Consider the following 19,703-nt stretch of genomic DNA (forward strand, 5'->3'; position numbering starts at 1 on the left):
GGTGTGCGGATGTCCAGTGGAGGCGCTGGCCACCAGTCCCATGCGACCTTGCAAAACAACGACAAATCGGAGCCCGTCACCGGGGTTTTGCGGGGCAGGATTTGAACCTGCGGCTCTTCACGCTCGCGCCGATAGGAGCTAACGGCGTCGTGTCACCATGGCAGCCTCCACAGCACTCAAGCCGGAGGAAAGCGCCTTCAGGCCGTCCTCGCCAAGAAGGGACGCTACTTCCGCCGAATAGTTAACGGCGAGCATCGTCAGCTCGCCATAGGCAGTGCTTCCGGCAGCCGTCAACTCAAGATATTCGACGCGGCGGTCGTCTTCGTGCTGCGTCCGCTTCAGCCAGCGGCGTCTCTCAAGTGAGAAAACCGCCCGGCTGACCTTGGTCTTGTGCATCGTCGAATGAACGCCGACCTCCTTTGCCGTCATACGCCCCGAACTCCCGAGTGCTGCCAACGTGCGCCACTCCGGCCGCGTCAGACCATACTTGGCCTTGTAGGCGGCTGCAAAGCGCAGCGCGATGAACTCCGCGGCGCGATTGAGGCGAAACGGCAGGAACTGCTCGAGGTCGAACTCGCCGTTCTTCATGGCTTCCTTGATAGTTACAAAATCGACAGTTACGTTTGTAACCATATCTGCAGAGGAGGTGCAAGCGATGCTGGACAGGACGAGGAGCACGGCTGCCGATGCCGTCGTCAACAATCCGCAATACATGCCGGGCTTTGGCAATGATTTCGAGACGGAATCCTTGCCCGGTGCGCTGCCGCAGGGCCAGAACAGCCCGCAGAAATGCAATTACGGGCTCTATGCCGAACAACTGTCAGGCTCGCCTTTCACCGCGCCGCGCGGCACCAACGAACGCTCCTGGCTCTACCGCATTCGCCCGAGCGTGCGCCATACAGGCCGTTTTTCCAACGCCAGTTATCCCTTCTGGAAATCAGCACCCTGTCTCGATGATCATTCGCTGCCGCTCGGCCAGCTGCGCTGGAACCCGATCCCGGCACCGGCGGAAGAACTCAACTTCCTCGCCGGCATCCGCACGATGACGGCGGCTGGCGATGTCATGACCCAGACCGGCATGGCGGCCCATGCCTATATCTTCAATGCCGACATGGTTGATGACTATTTCTTCGATGCCGATGGAGAATTACTGGTCGTGCCGCAGCTTGGCGCCATCCGCGTGTTCACCGAAATGGGCATCATCGACGTCGAGCCTTTGGAGATCTGCCTTATTCCCCGCGGCATGATCTTCAAGGTAACGCGCCTCGGCGAGGGTGCCGAGTGGCGCGGTTATATTTGCGAGAACTATGGCGCCAAGTTCACGCTGCCAGATCGCGGACCGATAGGCGCCAATTGCCTTGCCAACCCGCGCGACTTCAAGACGCCGGCGGCCGCCTACGAGGACAAGGAAATCCCGTGCCGTCTCCACGTCAAATGGTGCGGCAAGTTCTATGCGACCAAGATCGGCCATTCGCCACTCGACGTGGTGGCCTGGCACGGCAACTATGCGCCGTTCAAGTATGATCTGCGCACTTTCGCGCCCGTCGGCGCAATCCTCTTCGACCATCCGGATCCATCGATCTTTACTGTGCTGACGGCGCCTTCGGGCGAAGAGGGGACGGCCAATGTCGATTTCGTCATCTTTCCACCGCGATGGCTGGTGGCAGAACATACATTTCGTCCGCCCTGGTACCACCGTAACATCATGAGCGAGTTCATGGGGCTCATCCATGGTCAATACGATGCCAAGGCGGAGGGTTTCGTGCCGGGCGGGATGAGCCTGCACAACATGATGCTGCCGCATGGGCCGGACTCTATGGGCTTCGAAAAGGCATCCAGCGACGATCTGCAACCCGTGAAGCTCGACCACACGATGGCCTTCATGTTCGAGACCCGCTATCCGCAGCAACTGACACGATACGCAGCCGAGCTTGAGACGCTGCAGGATAACTATCTCGAATGCTGGGACGGCCTGGAGCGCAAATTCGACGGAACGCCCGGCATCAAGTGAAGCCGTTTACCGGCTACTCAAGAAACGGAACTCAAACGCATGAAGCTTGCAACCCTCAAGGACTCCACCCGTGATGGCCGCCTGGTCGTCGTCTCCAAAGACCTCAGCCAATGCTCCGAAGTCGGCCATATCGCCCGGACGCTTCAGGCCGCGCTCGACGACTGGGCATACGCTGCGCCACGCCTGGCCGCAGTTGCAGAGGGTCTGGAAACCGGCGCGCAGCCAGCCATGCGATTTCACGAGCACGATGCCGCATCGCCGCTCCCGCGCGCTTATCAATGGGCGGATGGTTCAGCTTACGTCAACCACGTCGAGCTGGTTCGCAAGGCGCGCAACGCCGAGATGCCGGCAACCTTCTGGACCGAGCCTTTGATGTATCAAGGGGGCTCCGACAGCTTTCTTGGGCCGCGCGACGCCATTGTGATGGCGGACGAGTCCTATGGTATCGACATGGAAGCGGAGATCGCCGTCATCGTCGACGACGTGCCAATGGGCTCTACGGTCGACGAAGCGCGTAGCGCCATCCGGCTCGTCATGATCGTCAACGATGTTTCCCTGCGCGGCTTGATCCCGGCCGAACTTGCAAAAGGCTTCGGATTCTTCCAGTCAAAACCCGCCTCTGCGTTCTCGCCGGTTGCGGTGACGATAGACGAGCTTGGTGATGCCTGGCATGGCGGCAAACTGCATCTGCCGCTCCTCGTCGACCTCAACGGCCAGCCCTTCGGGCGCGCTAATGCCGGTATCGACATGACCTTCGATTTCGGTGAGCTTATCGCCCACGCTGCCAAGACCCGACCGCTTGGCGCCGGCACCATCATCGGCTCCGGGACGGTCTCCAACAAGCTGCAGGACGGGCCGGGTAAACCGATCTCCGAAGGCGGCGCCGGCTATTCCTGCATCGCTGAGATCCGCATGATCGAAACGATCGGGACCGGCGCGGCCGCAACGCCCTTCATGAGGTTCGGCGATACCGTCCGCATCGAGATGAAGGATGCGCACGGGCGCTCGATCTTCGGAGCCATCGAGCAGGTCGTTGCGAGATACGAAAGGCAGTGAGGCCAGACATGGCGAGCGATACCGTTCTTTTCGACTACTGGCGCTCTTCGGCAAGCTATCGCGTCCGGATCGCACTCAACATGCTGGCGATCCCTTATCGGTCGGTTCCCGTCGATCTCCTGGCAAGCCAACACAAGCAGGCGGCTCATCTCGCGCGAAATCCCCAGGGTCTGGTTCCCGTGCTTGCCATCGACGACGAGATGCTGACGCAGTCGCTCGCCATCATCGAGTATCTTTCGGAAACGCGGCCGAACGCAGGCCTGCTGCCCTCGGATGCTTTGGGTCGCCAGCGCGTCAGGGCGCTTTCTTATGCCATCGCAATGGACATACATCCTATCTGCAATCTGAGCGTCGTTTCCCACGTCATGCAGCAATCGGACGATCCGAACGCTGCCCGGCTGGCATGGATGGACAAATTCATCCGCGAGGGTCTTGACGCCTTTGAGCGTATGCTGAAGGCGCCGGAAGCTGGTGAGTTCTGCCATGCAGATCAGCCCACCATGGCTGACCTTTGCCTCGTGCCGCAGATCTACAATGCTCGGCGATGGAACGTCGATCTTTCCGCCTACCCGCGCGCGACGGCCATCGCAGAGAGATGCGAAAGGCTGCGTGCGTTTGCTGCGGCTCATCCCGATCGGGCGGCGGCCTCGAACTCTCCGGCCGAATAGAAAAAGCACTTATTCATTCTTGAATACCAGGCAGACGCCGCCGCGCTTGCGCACCTCGGTGCAGACCTGATTTGCCTCCGCCCTCGTTTGGCGCGCAGCGCGAGCGACATAGCGCGGCCGGTAACCGAAGCTGCGGTCACGCTGGCGTAAAATCAGCGGTTTCTCGGCGTTCAGAGGCGCCGGCAACTTGCGAACGTCTTCCAGGAAAAGACTGCGTGCCGCCGCAGGATCGAAGTGCGCTGCGAGTTGCGCGCCCCAGGGCGCCCACTCGCCTTCGGGCTGCCAAGGCGCATTTTTTAAACGGCGGCTTTCGGCAAGAGCGGTGCAAGCCTCCAGGAACGTCTTGTCCTTGTCGAGTTCAAGTGCTGCTTTGTCGGGCGGGCTGTTTTTCCATTCTTCAACGCTGTGTGCGGTTATCGCCGTGACATAACTTCGTGTTTCGAAAGGCAACGTGCCATGTTCGAGGAATGACGAAAGACCGTTTTCGCCGGCATTATAGGCCGCCGCCGCAAGCCCCAGGTTACCGAAACGGTTACGCAGTTCATTAAGATAGGCCGCCGATGCCTGCAGCGCGCTCAGCGCCTCATAACTGTTTTCCAAGCCGCGCAGCTTGGCAGTGCCCGGCATGAATTGGGCGATCCCTTCAGCGCCTTTCGGACTTAGCGCATCGGGGCGGAAACGGCTTTCCCGCCAGATGAGCCGTGCAAAATAATCAGGAGGAAGTCGGTTAGCGCGCGCAAAATGATCGATGGCCGTGCAGATGTCGGCGCTGAAGCTCTCCTTTCTGACGCAAAGGGCCGGCCCGCGTGCCGAAGCCTCTAGAGAATAAAGACATGCCGGCGGCGCAGCACTCCATTCGGGCTGGGAATGTGCAGGGTGGCTGCCAAAAAAAGTGGCAATGAACGCAGCTGCGATCGGCGCAAGTCTTTCGGCTGCCTTCCCTATGGAGCGCCTCATCGGTGCCCTCTCCCCTACTCCATCGGACCGTCGGGGCGAGACTATCACAAAATTGCGCGGAAGCCGCCTATCGCAGACGGCCGCGCAACTGCGAGATCACGCCAACATCGGCATTGGCGAAGGCAAGCCGGAGATAATTCTCCTGTCCCTCGCCGAAATAGCTTCCGGGGATACAGATCACTCCAGCATCCTTCGCCAGCCTTTCCGCCACCTCGGCGGAAGGTGTGTTGCCGTAAGGATGCCGGATGAAGGCAAAGTAGGCGCCGACGGCGGCGATCGACCAGCCGTCCGTTGCTGCCATGACCGCTTTCAGCGCATCGGCGCGGCGGGAGATCTCCAGCCGATTTGCCACGCGCCATTCCGCCAGAATCGGAAGCGCTGCCGCTACGGCGACCTGAGCCGCCCGCGGGGCGCAGATCTGCATGTTGTCCATGATCTTGGTGATCTCGCCGACGATGCGCGGACCTGCTGTGATCGCCCCCAATCGATGTCCCGGAATACAGAAGGATTTGGAAAAACTGTAGAGGAGGATGAGCGTCTCTTCCCAGCCCTCGATGGAGAGCAGGTCGTGCGGCGCTCCGGCATCGGTCGGCAGAAAGTCCCGATAGGTTTCGTCCAGGATCAGCCACGCTCCATATTTTTGGCAGAGCTGAAAGAGTTCGCGAAGCAGCGCCGGCGGATAGACAGCACCGGTCGGATTGTTCGGCGAAACGACGGCAAGGCCACGCGCTCCCGACAACAGGGCCTCTTCTGCCGATACGAGGCTCGGCAGGAAGCCTTTTGCGGCATCACAATCGACGAGAACACGTCCGATCCCCAGCATCGAAAGCGTGGTTTCGTGGTTGAAATAGAAGGGATTGGTGAGCGCCATCGTCTCGCCCGACTTGGCAAGCGCGATGGTGCTGCACATGAAGGCCTGGTTGCAGCCGGAGGTAATATGGATGTTGGCGGCAGAAACGCTCGCGCCATAGACCGCCGACACATGTGTCGCATAAGCCTTCCTGAGCGCCTCCTCCCCCTCGATCGGCCCATAGCTGGTCATGGCCGGGGAGGCGGCCGCCTCGCCGAGGAGCCGCAGCATTTCGGGATGCGCCGGATAGCCGGGTACAGCTTGGGACAGATCAATCAGCGGCCCTTTGGCACCATCATAGTCACCGGCCCAGGCAAGTACGGAGGGAATGGGCGGCGGTGACAGACGGGCGACGAGCGGATTTGGATGAGCAAGCGGCATTCCAGGGCTTTCCTTGAGAGATCGATCAGGATTTCAAACGGCGCTTGATGGGCCGTTGTGACGCAGCGCGGGCGCGGGAGACAGGCGTGAAGCTTTCAGCCGCCGCCAGGGCGTCGACGCGTCCGCGCCCGCGGATCGCACGCCGGGCGGACGCCTGCAGTTCTGCTCCGCGGTCGCTTTCGAGCGCTGAGAAGAACCAGTCGACAAAGACCTTGACGATCGGCGCGGAGCGCACTTCGTTTCGGCAGGCGACATAAAAGGCATCACTGGCCGGAACGGAGAGGTCGAAGGGGACGACGAGTTCGCCTTGAGCAATCAGGCTACCGGCCGTAATCGTATCGCCAAGTGCGACCCCCTGCCCGCTCAAGGCCGCCTCCGTCGAAAGCCGCGCATCGCTCATGAAGTGCTGCCTGCCCCGCGGCATGTCCAGCGCGTCAGCTGCCGCCAGCCACGTGTTCCACTCGCGCCCATCGTCGCCGTGAAGCAGAACATGGTCGCGCAGATCGCGCACCGAACGCACTGCCCGGCTGTTCATCAGTGTTGGGCTGACGACCGGAAAAAGCTGCAGGTTGCTCCAAAGACGCGCCCAGCAGTCAAGCCAGGTCCCATCACCATAGAGAATACAGACATCGATATCCGGCGAGTAAAGCAGCTCAGGATCATTGGAGGCGACGAGCGTCAGGCTGATATCGGGGAACTGTTCGCTGAACTGGTGCATGCGCGGGATCAGCCAGAACGACAGCAAAGCCGGAACGCATGAAATTCTAAGACTCCCGCTTGTCGACGGACGGGTCACCAGGGCCGTTGCCGCCGCAATGTTCTCGAATGCATGTGTCAGAGCCGGCAACAGCAGGGCAGCCTGCGGGGTAAGCTTCAGCCGTTTGCCATTGCGCTCAAAGAGCGGCGTGCCGAAGACCGCCTCCAGCGCCTTGATCTGATGGCTGACGGCACCATGGGTAACATTGAGCTCGCGCGCAGCCGCCGAGACCGAGCCCCGGCGGGCAGCTGCCTCGAAAGCACGCAGAGAATTCAGAGGCGGCAGTCGGTTGAACATGGCAATTTGTATGTGAATAAAACTCACGCTTAGTGCTATAACAATGTGAGTTGCATTTCCAACCTTTTTGTTGGGTAATGCAGAAAAAGCAAGAACGACGAGGGTATGACGTGATGCCGCAGCAAGGTTCCGCTTCCCCGCCGTTAAAGACAAGAGGTGAACCGGAATGGTCTGGAACCAGACGAAGCTCGAAGAACTGCGCGCAAAATTTGCCGACAGCCACGGCGGTGAGATATTCGATCCTGACTTTCGCAAGGTAGCCGACAAGATCTTTTCAAAAAGCGGCACGCGCCTTGCGCCCTATGCCGGCGTTCCGACATTCCTCAGCGCACCCTACATGCAGGTTGCCGCCGACGAGCCGGATTTCGGCAATCTGCAGGTCGCAATCACCGGCGTTCCGATGGATCTCGGCGTCACCAACCGTCCGGGATCGCGCTTCGGACCGCGGGCACTGCGCGCAATCGAGCGCATTGGTCCTTATAACCATGTGCTGGGCACGGCGCCGCTGTTTGATTTGCGCGCAGCCGATATCGGCGACGTCCCTTTCCAGAGCCGCTACCGGCTGGAGCTCAGCCATGATGACATCGAAAGACGCATCGGCCAGATCGTCGATGCAGGCGTCGCACCGCTTTGCGTCGGCGGCGATCACTCGATGACTCACCCGATCCTCAAGGCAGTCGGCAAGAAGCAGCCGGTCGGCATGATCCACATCGATGCGCATTGTGATACCGGCGGCGCCTTCGATCAGACAAAATTCCACCACGGCGGTCCATTCCGCAATGCCGTTCTCGATGGCGTGCTCGATCCGACACGCACGGTGCAGATCGGCATCCGCGGTTCGGCAGAATATCTCTGGGAGTTTTCCTACGAATCCGGAATGACCGTGATCCACGCCGAGGAGGTGACAGACATGGGCATGTCCGCGATCATCGAGAGGGCAAAGCAAATCGTCGGCGACGCGCCGACCTATCTCTCCTTCGACGTCGACAGCCTCGACCCGAGCTTTGCGCCCGGCACCGGCACGCCGGAAGTCGGCGGCTTGACGACGCGGGAAGTTCTGCAATTGATCCGCGGCCTGAAAGGGATCAATCTTGTCGGCGGAGATGTTGTCGAGGTGGCCCCGCAATATGACGCGACGACGAATACCGCCCATGCCGGCGCCCAGGTCTTGTTCGAAATCCTGAGCCTGATGGTCTTCAGCCCGTCCATCGGCAGCAAGGCTGGCTAAAAATCGGCAGCAACCGGAAACTGCAACATGACAGACCAAACAAAAGAGGGAACAAAGCCATGAAAACCATTCTCGACAAGGCGGTCAGCCGCCGAAACCTGCTGGCAAGCGGCCTCGCCGCCACCAGCATGCTCGCCATGCCCTCCATTCTGCGCGCGCAGGACAAGTCGCTGAAGGTCGGCGTCTATGGCGGCTACTTCAAGGATTCGTTCGACAAGAACGTCTTCCCGGAATTCACCAAGGCAACCGGCATTGCCGTGGAATCGGTGGCCGAACCGACGGGCGAGGCCTGGCTGGTGCAGCTGGAGCAGGCTGCCAAGGCCGGCCAGGCGCCTGCCGACCTTTCGATGATGTCGCAGGTCGCAATGCTCAAGGGCCAGGCGACCGAACTGTGGACGCCGATCGACACAGCAAAGCTGAAGAACGCCTCCGGCCTTATCGACCGCTTCGTCAACAAGTATCCGGATGGCCGTGTTGCCGGCGTCGGGGCCGTTGCGTGGTACATCACGCTCGTCACCAATACAGACGTCTTTAAAGAAGCGCCGACCTCCTGGAACGCCCTTTGGGATCCGGCAAATGCTGACAAACTCGGTTTGCTTGCCCTTGTTTCCAACTCGTTCCTGCTGGAAGTGACGGCCAAGACGCATCTTGGCGGCACGAACGCACTCGATACGGAAGAGGGTCTCCTGAAGGCGTTCGAAAAGCTTGCCGAGGTGAAGCCGAATGTCCGCCTGTGGTATCGCGACGAGGCACAGTTCGAGCAGGCGCTGAAGTCCGGTGAGATCCCGATGGGACAGTATTATCACGACGTCACCGGCCTTGCCGCCGCCGATGGTTTCCCCGTCCGCTCGACTTTCCCCAAGGAAGGCGGCATCCAGGATTCCGGCTGCTGGGCGTTGTCGCGTGCCTCCAAGAAGGCGGAAGAGGCACATATCTTCATCGACTACATGTGCCAGCCGGCCATCCAGGCACTGATGTCGCGCAAGGTAGGCACCGCGCCAACGATCAAGCGCGAGTTGCTTGACCTGACCGACAAGGAGTTTGCAGCCGTCGCCTCTGACATCGAGCCGATTACGCCGCGCTACGATCTTTATCAGACCAAGTCCGATTGGCTGAACCAGAAGTGGACGGAACTCATCGTCGGTTGAGTTCTCGAGACTGAACGCCCCATAACAATGCATGCGCCTTGCGCCTTTGACGGCCAAGGCCCATGCGGGGGCAGTCGTCCTAAGCACGTGGCCCATGCGGGGGATTTATGTCCGGACTGACACTCAACAATATCACCAAAAAATTCGGCGCCTTCACCGCCGTCGACAATGTGCAGCTCAACGTTCCGCATGGCACGTTCGTCTGCCTGCTCGGACCCTCGGGCTGCGGCAAGACAACGCTGCTGCGCATGATAGCCGGTCTCGACATGCCGACGAGCGGCGCCATTGTGCTCGACGGCAACGACATTACGGCCGTCCCGACACACAAGCGCGATCTGGGGATGGTGTTTCAGTCCCTCGCGCTTTTCCCTCACCTGACCGTCGGCGAGAACATCGCTTATCCGCTGCGGATCCGTGGCACGGCCAAGGAAGCCCAGACGAAGCGTGTCGATGAGCTGCTGTCGCTGATCCATTTGCCCGGCTATGCAGACCGGCCGGTGAACAAGCTTTCCGGCGGCCAGCGCCAGCGTGTCGCAATTGCCCGTGCACTGACGATTTCGCCGAAGCTCTTCCTGCTCGACGAACCCCTGTCGGCCCTCGATGCAAAACTGCGCGAGGCGATGCAGGTGGAACTCCGGCAGCTGCAGCAGACGCTTGGCATCACGACGATCGTCGTGACCCACGACCAGCGCGAAGCAATGACGATGGCAGATACCGTCGTCGTCATGAACAGTGGCGAACTGCGCCAGGCAGCAAGCCCGATCGAGATCTACCGCCGTCCCGCCGACCGCTTCGTCGCCGATTTCATCGGCTCGACCAACCTGCTCACGACAGAAGCCGACAGCGCCGGCCGCGCAACGGTCTTCGGCAAGGTCATCGAAGGCGTTCTGCTTCCTCCCGGCCTTAACAGGGCAACGATCTCGGTGCGGCCGGAGGACGTGCATCTGACAGCGCCAGGCGGCGACACTATTGCTGGCAAGGTAACCTTCATTCGCGATCTCGGCGGCACGATCGAGACCTTCCTCGATCTATCCGGAACACAGGTCGTCGCCGTTTCGACACCGCGCGAAAGGCCGGCCGTCACCGTGGGCCAGGAGGTTGGCGTCAAGCTCTCGCCGGAAGTCTGCGTGGTACTGCAGAAATGAGGCGTGAACCACCACAAAAAATTGCCGATTACTGGCCGCTTGCCTTCCCGGCCGGAATGCTGACGGTCTTCTTCGTCATTCCTTTCGCAACGATGATTGCCGTCAGCTTTTTCCAGCGGCAGCAGGGCGGCTTTTACACGCCGGCCTTCGTATTCGACAATTACGCCCGCTTCGTCAGTCTGTTTTTCGGCAGGGTGCTGGGCTTTTCGCTGATGCTTGCAATCGCCGTCGCGATCTGCTGCATCGTGCTTGGCATTCCATTCACCTATCTGCTGACGCGCATGGGACGCAAAGCTCAGGTGATTTGGCTGGTGGCGATGCTGGCGATCCTTTCGCTCTCCGAAGTCATCATCGGCTTTGCGTGGTCGACGTTGTTCTCACGCACCGCCGGCATCACCAATCTGCTTGTCATGGCAGGCCTCATGCAGCAGCCCGTGGCTCTGACGCCGAGCTTCGGCGCAGTGCTGGCCGGCATGGTCTATCAGGCCCTGCCTTACACGATCCTGATCCTCTATCCCGCGCTCGTTCGGCTTGACCCAACCTTGACGGAAGCGGCGCGCACGCTCGGCGCATCGCCGGTCAAGGCATTTTTCACGGTCGTCCTACCGACATTGCGCAACACCATTATCGCAACGCTCATCATGGTCTTCATTTTTGCGCTCGGCTCCTATCTGCTGCCACAGATTCTCGGCCGTCCGTCGCACTGGACCTTGTCTGTGCTGATCACCGATCAGGCCGTCTATCAGTCGAACATGCCCTTCGCCGCCGCAATGGCCGTCTTTCTGGTGCTGGTGACGCTTGCCATGGTCGGGCTGACGGTGCTGATCGGCCGGAAGGGAGATGCGGCATGAACACGCTGCTCCGCCGTCTTTATTTTTCGCTCATCGGACTTTTCCTGGCGGCACCCATGATCGTCGTTGCCGGGGTATCCGTAAATGCGAAACAGAGCCTCACCTTCCCGCCCCAAGGCTTTTCGCTTGGCTGGTACGGTGAGATATTCACCAATCCGGAATGGCGCAACGCGCTTTTCGCGTCGCTCACGCTTGCGGTTCTGTCCGCAGCACTTGCAGTGCTCATTGCTTTGCCGCTTGCCTGGTTCTTGTGGCGGAGAATTGCGCCATGGGCGAACATCTTCCAGCTTTTGGGCGTCGCGCCTTTCACCCTGCCACCCGTCATTACCGCACTCGGCCTTTTGACTTTCTGGGCAACGACCGGCTTTTACGGCGCACCGTGGACCGCTGTGATCAGCCACGCGATCTTCTTCGTCACATTGCCACTGGTGACGCTGTCGCTCGGCTTCACCGCAATCGATCGCTCCTTCGTCGAAGCGGCGGCGACGATGGGGGCGAATGAGAGGACGATATTTACGACGGTCGTCTTGCCGCTGATCCGGCCCTACCTGATTTCGGGTTACGCCTTTGCGTTTGTGCTTTCGCTGAACGAATACATCGTCGCCTACATGACTGTCGGCTTTACCATGGAAACCTTGCCGATCAAGATCTTCAACGCGCTGCGCTATGGCTATACGCCGACCATGGCTTCGGTGACGGTCCTCTTTGTCGCAATCGCAGCGCTCGTCTTCGGCGTCATCGCGCGCTTCGGCGATCTTCCGAAGTTGCTGGGTGCGATGGCGGCAGAAAATTAATCGGCATAGGGGACGGCGATTAAGCCGTACCCCTGCCACACCACCCGGCATGCGGGTCCGCACCGGGCGGTTCGAGAAGTTGAGGTCATGCAAGTCGGGGGAAGCCGAGGGCGTCGAAGTGTCCAACCGTCAGGACGCGGCTCAGCCCAGCTTCGCTATGCCTCCACCAATGTCCCGTGCCTCCGGCTATGAGTGCCGCCAACTCATGGTTAGCTCCGAGGCTGCGGAGACGGCTATAGACCGTGGTTCCTTTGCCCCATTGCTTGAGCTGGATGGCCCGAAGGCGGTGGCGTATCCACGAGTCCAGATTTTTGAATATTTGCGGCGTCTGTGCCAGTTGGAAGTAGGACTTCCAGCCTGGGAGATATTTCCGCATCTGTTCGGCGATCTGGTCCATGCTTCGGCCACTGACGCGTTTGGTGATGATCCTGATACGCTGCTTGAACGTGTCGAGTGCCTTTGGAGCCACGGCTATCTTGACGGTGTTCCCGCTCCATCGCCTAAGGCAATAGCCAAGGAATTTACGCCCGAATACCGGGCCCACTTCGGTCTTCGTCTCATTCACGCGGAGATGCAGTTTCTCGTACATCTTCCGCATCCAGCATAGCACGCGCTCACCCGCCCGCTGAGTGCGAACGTAAACGTTGCAGTCATCGGCATACCGGGCAAAACGGTGGCCACGCTGTTGCAGCGCCTGATCTACTTCATCCAGCAGCACGTTAGCTAACAGCGGAGACAGAGGACCACCCTGCGGTGTCCCTTCGTCACGCGCCATCACCACGCCATCCGACATGATCCCTGCCTGCAAGTAGCGCCGAATTAGCCGCAACACGGCCTTGTCGGCGATCCTCTTCGCAAGTCGGTCCATAAGGATGTCGTGATTGACCCTGTCAAAGAACTTCTCGAGGTCAACGTCGACTACCACTCGGTAACCTTCCTGCGCATATCGCTGTGCTTGTCGCACTGCTTGATGCGCACTTCGTCCGGGTCGGAAGCCGTAGCTGAATTCTGAGAAAGTCGGGTCGATTAGCGGCTGTAGGATTTGTAGCAACGCTTGTTGGATAAGCCTGTCTGTGACTGTCGGGATGCCTAATTCCCTGACGCCGCCTGTCGGCTTCGGAATTTCCACGCGACGAACAGCCCTTGGCTGATAGGTCCCGTTCAGTAGTTCCGTGCGTATTTGCGGCCATTGGGTTTTGAGGTATTCGACAGTCTGCTCGATGGTTAGTCCATCCACGCCTGCGCTTCCCTTATTGGCCTTGACGCGTTTCCACGCCTCAACCATGTTCTCGCGCGAGAGAGCCTGTTGAAGTAGGTTCTCTCGCCCTAAGCCTTCTGATGCATGGCTCGCCGACAGTGCTTCGTCACGCAACGCGGTCACGGAGGCTTCACCTACGCTCCCCGCGGTACGCCCGGACTTCCCGGCTTCTGACGCAATGCCTTATCAAGAGTCATGACCTCTGGCTTTCCTTCTCGTTTGGCCCTTCGTCGGAAATCCGACTACTACGGCCTCTGCTGACTACTCGCTCCGGTTCATCACCGTCGGCCTTTCAGCCGCAAAGCGAGTTCTCCCCAGGTAAGGACGCATTCCTTCCCTGCACGACCGCCGGATTTACGCCACCGACCCTTTGGTCATAAGAGCTTCGCGGTAACGTGCCCGCTCGCCCTGATCGGCAACGCCTCATATCCAGTTCTTGTCCATCGGCCCGCAGGTTCGATCCACGCTTCCTCCCCACAGTTGGTCGCCCTTCTGCAGTTGCGCTTCACTTCGCTTGCCATGACCAGCTCACGGTGGGACTTTCACCCACTAGAATGCGCCCATGCTGGGCGCACACATCTTCCCCCGCTTGAAAGCGGGGGATTTCCGAGGGGGCGCGAAGCTCCGCCGATGGTTATCGCTTCAACGGAGAGCGGCTGCCCTTCCTCGACGATCATAGACGCCGTGTTCCGACGCAGGATGTTGATTGCAGCATTGTGGTCGGCATGGGCGCGCAAGCCGCATTGGCAACAGCGGAAAGACGCTTGGCTTTCGCGGCTTTCCCTGTCCACGGCTGCGCAGGCCGAACAGGTCTGCGAGGTGCGGCGGGGATCGACCTTGCACAGGTATCCGCCCCGTTCTTCGCCTTTCTGGGAGACATCAAGAGGCAAGTGGCCGATCCGGCAGACTGAAGGCGAAGCCGGCGACAAGCCTCGCCGGCTTAAACGAGCTGCCTGAAGGGCGTCGCTTGCACTCTAGGCTGCCTGCACCTTCTTGGCTGTTCTCGCCCAGGCCGGCAGCCAGTCACCGTGGGTGGAAAGAAGATCGTCGACGAGCGACCAGATCTGGTCGAGGTCGAGTTCAGCTGCCGTATGCGGATCCATCATCGCAGCGTGGTAGATGTGATCGCGATCTTCCGTCATCAGTGCCTGGACGGTCAGCTCCTGAACATTGATGTTGGTGCGGATCAACGCTGTCAGCTGTGGCGGCAGGTCGCCGATGAAGGTTGGCTGAATGCCCGAGGCGTCGACCAGGCAGGGCACTTCGGCGGCGCAGTTTGCCGGCAGCGAGGCGATGCAGCCGTTGTTGCGGACATTGCCGTAGATGACCGACGGTTCGCCAGTCCAGACCGAGTTGATGATGGAGGAAGCATATTCCTTCGATTGTGCGACCTCGATCTTCTCGGCCGAGCGGTAGGCTTCGGCCTGTCCTTTCCAACGTTCGATCTGCTCGATGCAACGCTTCGGATATTCGTCGAGCGGAATGCCGAACTTCTCGATCAGGTCCTCTCGGCCCTCTTTGATGAAGTAGGGCGTGTATTCGGCAAAGTGCTCCGAGCTCTCGGTGACGAAATAGCCGAGGCGTGTCAGCATCTCGTAGCGCACCTTGTTGGGGCAGCGCGGGTTCCAGCCGGGCTTCGGGGCACGGCCTTCACGATAGGCGCGGACAAGATCGGGATAGAGATTCTTGTAGGAACCATCCGCCTGCCGGTGCTCGAACGTCAGATAGAAGGCCATATGGTTGATGCCGGCCGAGCGGTAGCGGATTTCCTCGTAAGGAATGTCAAGGTCATGCGCCAGCTCCATGGCCGTGCCCTGGACGGAGTGGCAGAGGCCGACCTGCTTGATTGCCGGATATTTTTCCGCAATCGCCCAGGTGTTGATGGCCATCGGATTCACATATTGCAGCATGATCGCCTCCGGGCAGACGGCGAGCATGTCCTCGCATATCTTCCAAAGGTGCGGCACGGTTCTAAGCCCGCGCATGATGCCGCCAACGCCGAGTGTGTCGGCAATGGTCTGGCGCAGACCGTATTTCTTCGGCACTTCGAAATCGGTGACGGTACAGGGCTCATAGCCGCCGATCTGGAAGGCGACGACGACGAAGTCTGCGCCTGTCAGCGCCTTGCGCTGATCGGAATAAGTTTCGGCCCTGGCCTTTACGCCCAGCGTCGAAATCAGCTTGTTGACAACGACGGCGCTTTCTTCGAGACGCTGCGGATTGATGTCCATCAGCGCGATCGTGGCGCCCGACAGCGCCGGACGCTGCAAGACATCGCCGACGATGTTCTTCATGAAGACGGTGGAGCCTGCTCCGATAAACGTGATCTTGGGATTTCGTGCCATTATAACCTCCGGCATTCGGCAATCATGCTACCTCGAAAGCGGCTTTCACCAGCCGTTCCGTGTAGGCGGTCTTGGGGTTGGATAGAACTTCGTTGACAGGCCCCTCTTCCATAATGCGGCCATGCTGCATGACGATCACCCGGTGGCACAGCGCCCGCACGACCTTAAGATCGTGCGAGATGAAGAGGTAGCTCAGGCCCCGCTCGTCCTGCAGCCTGCGCAAGAGCTCGATGATCTGCGCCTGGACGGAAAGATCGAGCGCCGACGTCGGCTCATCGAGCAAGATAAATTCAGGTTCGAGGGCGATAGCGCGGGCGATGGCGATGCGCTGGCGCTGGCCGCCGGAGAATTCATGCGGGAAGCGCGAGAGAATATGGCCCGGCATGCCGGCCGCAATCAACGCCTCGCGCACCCGGTCCATGCGCTCGGCTTTAGTCGCACCTAGCCTGTTGACGACCAGCCCCTCCTCGATGATCTGGCCGATTGTCATGCGCGGATTGAGCGACGAGAACGGATCCTGGAAGACGATCTGCATGCGCGATCGTAGCGGCCTCATCTCGGCGCGCGAGCGGCCGTGGATGGGCTGGCGGTCAAAATAGATCTCTCCGCCGTCCGGATCGTTCAACCGGACCAGCGCCTGACCGAAGGTCGTTTTGCCGGAACCGGATTCGCCGACGAGACCAATCGTCTCATGACGGCGAAGCGTGAGACTCAGGTTGTCGACAGCGACGAGTTCCTTCATTTCCGGCTTGAAGAACGTGCCGTGGCGGAGCATGAAGGAAACGCGCACCCCTTTGGCATCAAGAATGATCTCGGAATTTTCCGGCAATGGGTTGGCCTGACCGCGCGGCTCGGAGCCGAGCAGATGCTTCGTGTAAGGGTGCTGAGGATTGGCAAAGAGCCTTTCGGTCGTGTTGTGCTCCCGCATCTCGCCATGCTGCATCACATAGACATAGTCCGAGAACTGCCGGACGACCGTGAGGTCGTGGGTGATCAGGATCACCGCCATGCGCAGTTCCTTCTGCAGGTTGCGGATAAGGTTCAAGATCTGTGCCTGCACGGTGACGTCAAGCGCTGTCGTCGGCTCGTCGGCGATGAGGACGTCCGGATCGTTGGCGAGCGCCATGGCAATCATCACGCGCTGGCGCTGGCCGCCCGACAGCTGATGCGGATATTGCTTCAGCCGGGCTTCGGGATCGGGAATTTGCACATGCTTCAGAAGCTCCAGTGCCCGCGCTTCCGCCTGCCGGCGGCCGAACTTCTGGTGTACACGGATTGCCTCGACGATCTGACTGCCGACCGTATAGATCGGGTTGAGTGAGCTCATCGGCTCCTGGAAAATCATCGAGATGCGGTTGCCGCGCAACTTGCGCCGGGCGCCTTCGGAAAATTTCAGGATATTGGCGCCATCATAGTCGATGGCCGATTTCGGCGAGACAACGGCGCGCTTCGAAAGAAGCCCCATCACCGTGCGCGCGGTTACCGATTTTCCGGATCCGGACTCACCGACGATCGCGATCGTCTCTCCGCGATAGAGCTGAAACGAGATATCCTTGACCGCCTCGACGAAACCGTCTTCGACCTTGAAGGTCACCGCGACATTGCGCGCGTCGATGATTGGACTTTCCTTGCGGCCATCATGATCATGGCGAACGGGCGGCGCAAAGGAATTGACGAGAGAAAGGGCCATCTTCACCACCTCAATAAGGATCGACTGCGTCGCGCAGGCCATCGCCCAGCGCATTGAAGGCAAAGACGGTTACAAGCACAAAGCCGACAGGGGCAAGGATCCAAGGGTAGGTGCCGATGACGGAGTAATTCGCCGTATCCTGCAGCATGAGACCCCAGGAGATCAGTGGCGGCTTCACCGCAAAGCCCAAGAAACCGAGGAAGGATTCGAGCAGCACGACGCTCGGGATGTGCAGTGTCACCGATACGATCACGTGGCTCATCACGTTCGGAAAGATGTGCTGGAAGATGATGCGCCGGTCAGTGGCGCCGACGGCCATCGCCGCCCGCACATAGTCGATGCGCGCCAATGCCAGCGTCTTGCCGCGAACCTCCCGCGACATCTGCGCCCAGCCGAGTGCCGACATGACGAAGATGACGAAGGCAAGGAAGACGTTGGTCGGAGCCGTCACCGGGATAAGCGACGTCAGCGCCAGATAAAGCGGCAGTTGAGGAAATGCGAGAACCAGTTCGACGAAGCGCTGAACCCAGACGTCGAATGTGCCGCCGAAGTAACCGGAGACCATACCGACGGTCGTGCCGACGAGGGTGACGATAAAGACGACGGTGAGAGCGATCACCAGCGAAATGCGCGAGCCGATGATCGCGCGCGAAAGCACGTCGCGTCCAAATTTGTCGGTGCCGAGAAAATGCACCGGCTGGCCATCTGTCGAACCGAAGAAATGCCGGTTCGCCGGGATGAGGCCGAAAAGCTTGTAGTCCGCCCCTTTCACGAAGAAGCCGAGGTAGCGGGGATTGTCATAATCCGGACCGACGATCGGCTGGAAGGTGACGGGGTCGAGTTCTTCGGAATCGGCGAGCGCATAGACGCGCGGCTGAAAGACGAAGTTGCCATCCTTGTCGTGGAAGCTGATGGCCTGCGGTGGCGCGAAGCCGACATCGGTTGCCTTCGGATCCATCGGCGCGAAGAAATCCGCAAACACGGCCATGATGATCAGCAGCCCGACGAGGATGAGGCCCATCATGCCTGTCCAGGAGCGCTTCAGGCGGCGCCATACGAGCGCGATGTAGCTTTCGTTGCCGTGCGGCGGCTTCTTGATGGTTTCTTCGTGCGGTGGTGGCAGGGAGGAGTCGAAGGCGAACATATCAGGCTCCTACAGACTGACGGACACGCGGGTCGAGCAGGGCAAGCAGCATATCGGCGATGATGTTGCCGACAATCAGCGTTGCCGACAGCACCATCATGAAGGTCGCCGTAACATAGACATCGCCAATCGCCATGGAGCCGACGATGGCAGGACCGACGGTCGGCAGGGCGAAAATGATCGCCGTCTCGATTTCTCCCGTCAGCATGTAGGGAAGCACGACGCCCTGATACATGACGAGCGGATGCAGCGCGTTGGGCACCGCATGGCGCATGACGACCGCGCTGCCGGTCAAGCCTTTCGCCTTGGCCGTCTCGACATATTGCGCGTTCAGCGTATCAAGGAGATTGCCGCGCATGACGCGCATATTGTAGGCGAGTCCCCCGAATGTGGCGATCGCAACGACCGGCCAGACATGACTGACCAGATCGACGAACTTCGCCCACGACCATGGCGCGCCGCCATATTGCGGCGAGAAGAAGCTGCCGATCTCGGAAATGTTGAATTGGAACACCAGCAGGTAGACGATGATCAGCGCCATCAAGAAGCGCGGCACCGTCATGCCGAGAAAAGAAATGCCGGAAAGAAGGCTGTCGATCCAGGAATATTGGCGTGTCGCCGCCCAGATGCCGAAGGTGATGCCGAGCACGGAGGCAAAGAGATGGCACACGAGGGCCAAGAGCAGTGTGCGCGGCAGGCGCTCTCCGACGACGTCGGCAACCGGCTTGTTATAATACATGCTGTAGCCGAAATCGCCGCGGGTGACGATACCGCCGATCCAGTTGAAATACTGGATGACCATCGGTCGATCAAGGCCGTGCTCGACGCGGTAGGCCTGGGCCTGCGCCTCCGCCTGCGCATAGGAGGCTCCGCTCTGGTTGATGAGCTGGGAGCGAATGTAATCGGAGTAATCGCCAGGCGGTGCCTGAATGATCGCGAAGGTCACCACGCTCAGGATGAAGAGCACAGGGATCGCTGAGGCTATGCGCACGAGCAGGAATCGTAACATCGGACGGTTCGCTTCTCCTTGCCGCCAGTCGCTCCTCGGCAGCGCGGCCGGCTTGTTGGTTATGACCGGCCGCGCGCCACGCGCGGCCGGAAGCTCACTTTCATTTGGGAGGGA

The 19,703-nt window shown here is 60.1% G+C and carries 18 protein-coding genes; 8 read left to right on the forward strand and 10 right to left on the reverse strand.

Annotated features, from left to right (window positions below; all coding sequences use genetic code 11):
• Nucleotides 1–138: 138 nt before the first annotated feature.
• Complete coding sequence (locus ACZ9DP_RS09875; protein WP_476201443.1) at nt 139–588, reverse strand: MarR family winged helix-turn-helix transcriptional regulator; 450 nt, start codon at nt 586–588, stop codon at nt 139–141.
• A gap of 67 nt (nt 589–655) precedes the next feature.
• On the opposite strand from ACZ9DP_RS09875, the gene hmgA reads away from it, so the two are divergent.
• Genes hmgA through maiA form a run of 3 tightly spaced genes read left to right on the forward strand, consistent with a single transcriptional unit; the run spans nt 656 to nt 3,735 of the window.
• Nucleotides 656–2,011: a homogentisate 1,2-dioxygenase gene (gene hmgA / locus ACZ9DP_RS09880; protein ID WP_476201444.1), complete on the forward strand. Its 1,356-nt coding sequence runs from the start codon at nt 656–658 to the stop codon at nt 2,009–2,011.
• 39 nt (nt 2,012–2,050) lie between these two features.
• Nucleotides 2,051–3,067: a fumarylacetoacetate hydrolase family protein gene (locus ACZ9DP_RS09885; RefSeq protein WP_476201446.1), complete on the forward strand. Its 1,017-nt coding sequence runs from the start codon at nt 2,051–2,053 to the stop codon at nt 3,065–3,067.
• A gap of 8 nt (nt 3,068–3,075) precedes the next feature.
• A complete protein-coding gene (gene maiA, locus ACZ9DP_RS09890; RefSeq protein WP_476201447.1) occupies nt 3,076–3,735 on the forward strand; it encodes a maleylacetoacetate isomerase in 660 nt (219 codons plus the stop codon).
• A gap of 9 nt (nt 3,736–3,744) precedes the next feature.
• Here the strand turns inward: maiA and ACZ9DP_RS09895 are convergent, their stop codons facing one another.
• The 3 genes from ACZ9DP_RS09895 to ACZ9DP_RS09905 form a co-directional block, all read right to left on the reverse strand.
• A complete protein-coding gene (locus ACZ9DP_RS09895; RefSeq protein ID WP_476201448.1) occupies nt 3,745–4,692 on the reverse strand; it encodes a lytic transglycosylase domain-containing protein in 948 nt (315 codons plus the stop codon).
• 67 nt (nt 4,693–4,759) lie between these two features.
• Nucleotides 4,760–5,923 (reverse strand): aminotransferase, encoded by a 1,164-nt coding sequence (locus ACZ9DP_RS09900; RefSeq protein ID WP_476201450.1) that lies wholly within the window; start codon nt 5,921–5,923, stop codon nt 4,760–4,762.
• A 25-nt stretch (nt 5,924–5,948) separates the two neighbouring features.
• Nucleotides 5,949–6,977: a LysR substrate-binding domain-containing protein gene (locus tag ACZ9DP_RS09905; RefSeq protein ID WP_194731439.1), complete on the reverse strand. Its 1,029-nt coding sequence runs from the start codon at nt 6,975–6,977 to the stop codon at nt 5,949–5,951.
• A gap of 166 nt (nt 6,978–7,143) precedes the next feature.
• Between ACZ9DP_RS09905 and speB the strand changes: the two genes are divergently transcribed.
• The 5 genes from speB (at nt 7,144) to ACZ9DP_RS09930 (ending at nt 12,143) form a co-directional block, all read left to right on the forward strand.
• The gene (speB, locus tag ACZ9DP_RS09910; protein WP_476201451.1) at nt 7,144–8,205 is read left to right on the forward strand and encodes an agmatinase; all 1,062 of its coding nucleotides are present in this window, start codon (nt 7,144–7,146) and stop codon (nt 8,203–8,205) included.
• 59 nt (nt 8,206–8,264) lie between these two features.
• Nucleotides 8,265–9,353 carry an ABC transporter substrate-binding protein gene (locus tag ACZ9DP_RS09915; RefSeq protein WP_476201452.1) on the forward strand — a complete coding sequence of 363 codons (1,089 nt, stop codon included), beginning with the start codon at nt 8,265–8,267 and terminating at the stop codon, nt 9,351–9,353.
• A gap of 107 nt (nt 9,354–9,460) precedes the next feature.
• Nucleotides 9,461–10,498: an ABC transporter ATP-binding protein gene (locus tag ACZ9DP_RS09920; protein WP_194731441.1), complete on the forward strand. Its 1,038-nt coding sequence runs from the start codon at nt 9,461–9,463 to the stop codon at nt 10,496–10,498.
• The gene (locus ACZ9DP_RS09925; protein WP_022716722.1) at nt 10,495–11,349 is read left to right on the forward strand and encodes an ABC transporter permease; all 855 of its coding nucleotides are present in this window, start codon (nt 10,495–10,497) and stop codon (nt 11,347–11,349) included. The genes ACZ9DP_RS09920 and ACZ9DP_RS09925 overlap by 4 nt, the downstream gene beginning before the upstream one ends.
• Entirely contained in the window at nt 11,346–12,143 is a 798-nt protein-coding gene (locus ACZ9DP_RS09930) for an ABC transporter permease (RefSeq protein WP_194731442.1), read from the forward strand. The genes ACZ9DP_RS09925 and ACZ9DP_RS09930 overlap by 4 nt, the downstream gene beginning before the upstream one ends.
• Before the next feature lie 85 nt (nt 12,144–12,228).
• Here ACZ9DP_RS09930 and ltrA read toward each other — a convergent pair whose 3' ends face one another.
• From ltrA to ACZ9DP_RS09960, 6 genes are all read right to left on the reverse strand, one after another.
• Entirely contained in the window at nt 12,229–13,524 is a 1,296-nt protein-coding gene (gene ltrA / locus ACZ9DP_RS09935; RefSeq protein WP_476201453.1) for a group II intron reverse transcriptase/maturase, read from the reverse strand.
• Nucleotides 13,525–13,943: 419 nt separating this feature from the next.
• Nucleotides 13,944–14,330: a zinc ribbon domain-containing protein gene (locus ACZ9DP_RS09940; protein WP_476201455.1), complete on the reverse strand. Its 387-nt coding sequence runs from the start codon at nt 14,328–14,330 to the stop codon at nt 13,944–13,946.
• A gap of 45 nt (nt 14,331–14,375) precedes the next feature.
• On the reverse strand, nt 14,376–15,746 hold the full coding sequence (gene melA / locus ACZ9DP_RS09945) for an alpha-glucosidase/alpha-galactosidase (RefSeq protein ID WP_074071525.1): 1,371 nt from the start codon (nt 15,744–15,746) through the stop codon (nt 14,376–14,378).
• 22 nt (nt 15,747–15,768) lie between these two features.
• On the reverse strand, nt 15,769–17,436 hold the full coding sequence (locus tag ACZ9DP_RS09950; protein WP_476201456.1) for an ABC transporter ATP-binding protein: 1,668 nt from the start codon (nt 17,434–17,436) through the stop codon (nt 15,769–15,771).
• A gap of 10 nt (nt 17,437–17,446) precedes the next feature.
• Nucleotides 17,447–18,580: an ABC transporter permease gene (locus tag ACZ9DP_RS09955; RefSeq protein ID WP_476201458.1), complete on the reverse strand. Its 1,134-nt coding sequence runs from the start codon at nt 18,578–18,580 to the stop codon at nt 17,447–17,449.
• Nucleotide 18,581: 1 nt separating this feature from the next.
• Nucleotides 18,582–19,589: an ABC transporter permease gene (locus ACZ9DP_RS09960; RefSeq protein ID WP_194731446.1), complete on the reverse strand. Its 1,008-nt coding sequence runs from the start codon at nt 19,587–19,589 to the stop codon at nt 18,582–18,584.
• Between the last annotated feature and the right edge of the window lie 114 nt (nt 19,590–19,703).

The sequence above is a fragment of the Rhizobium sp. USDA 4016 genome (assembly GCF_056279705.1).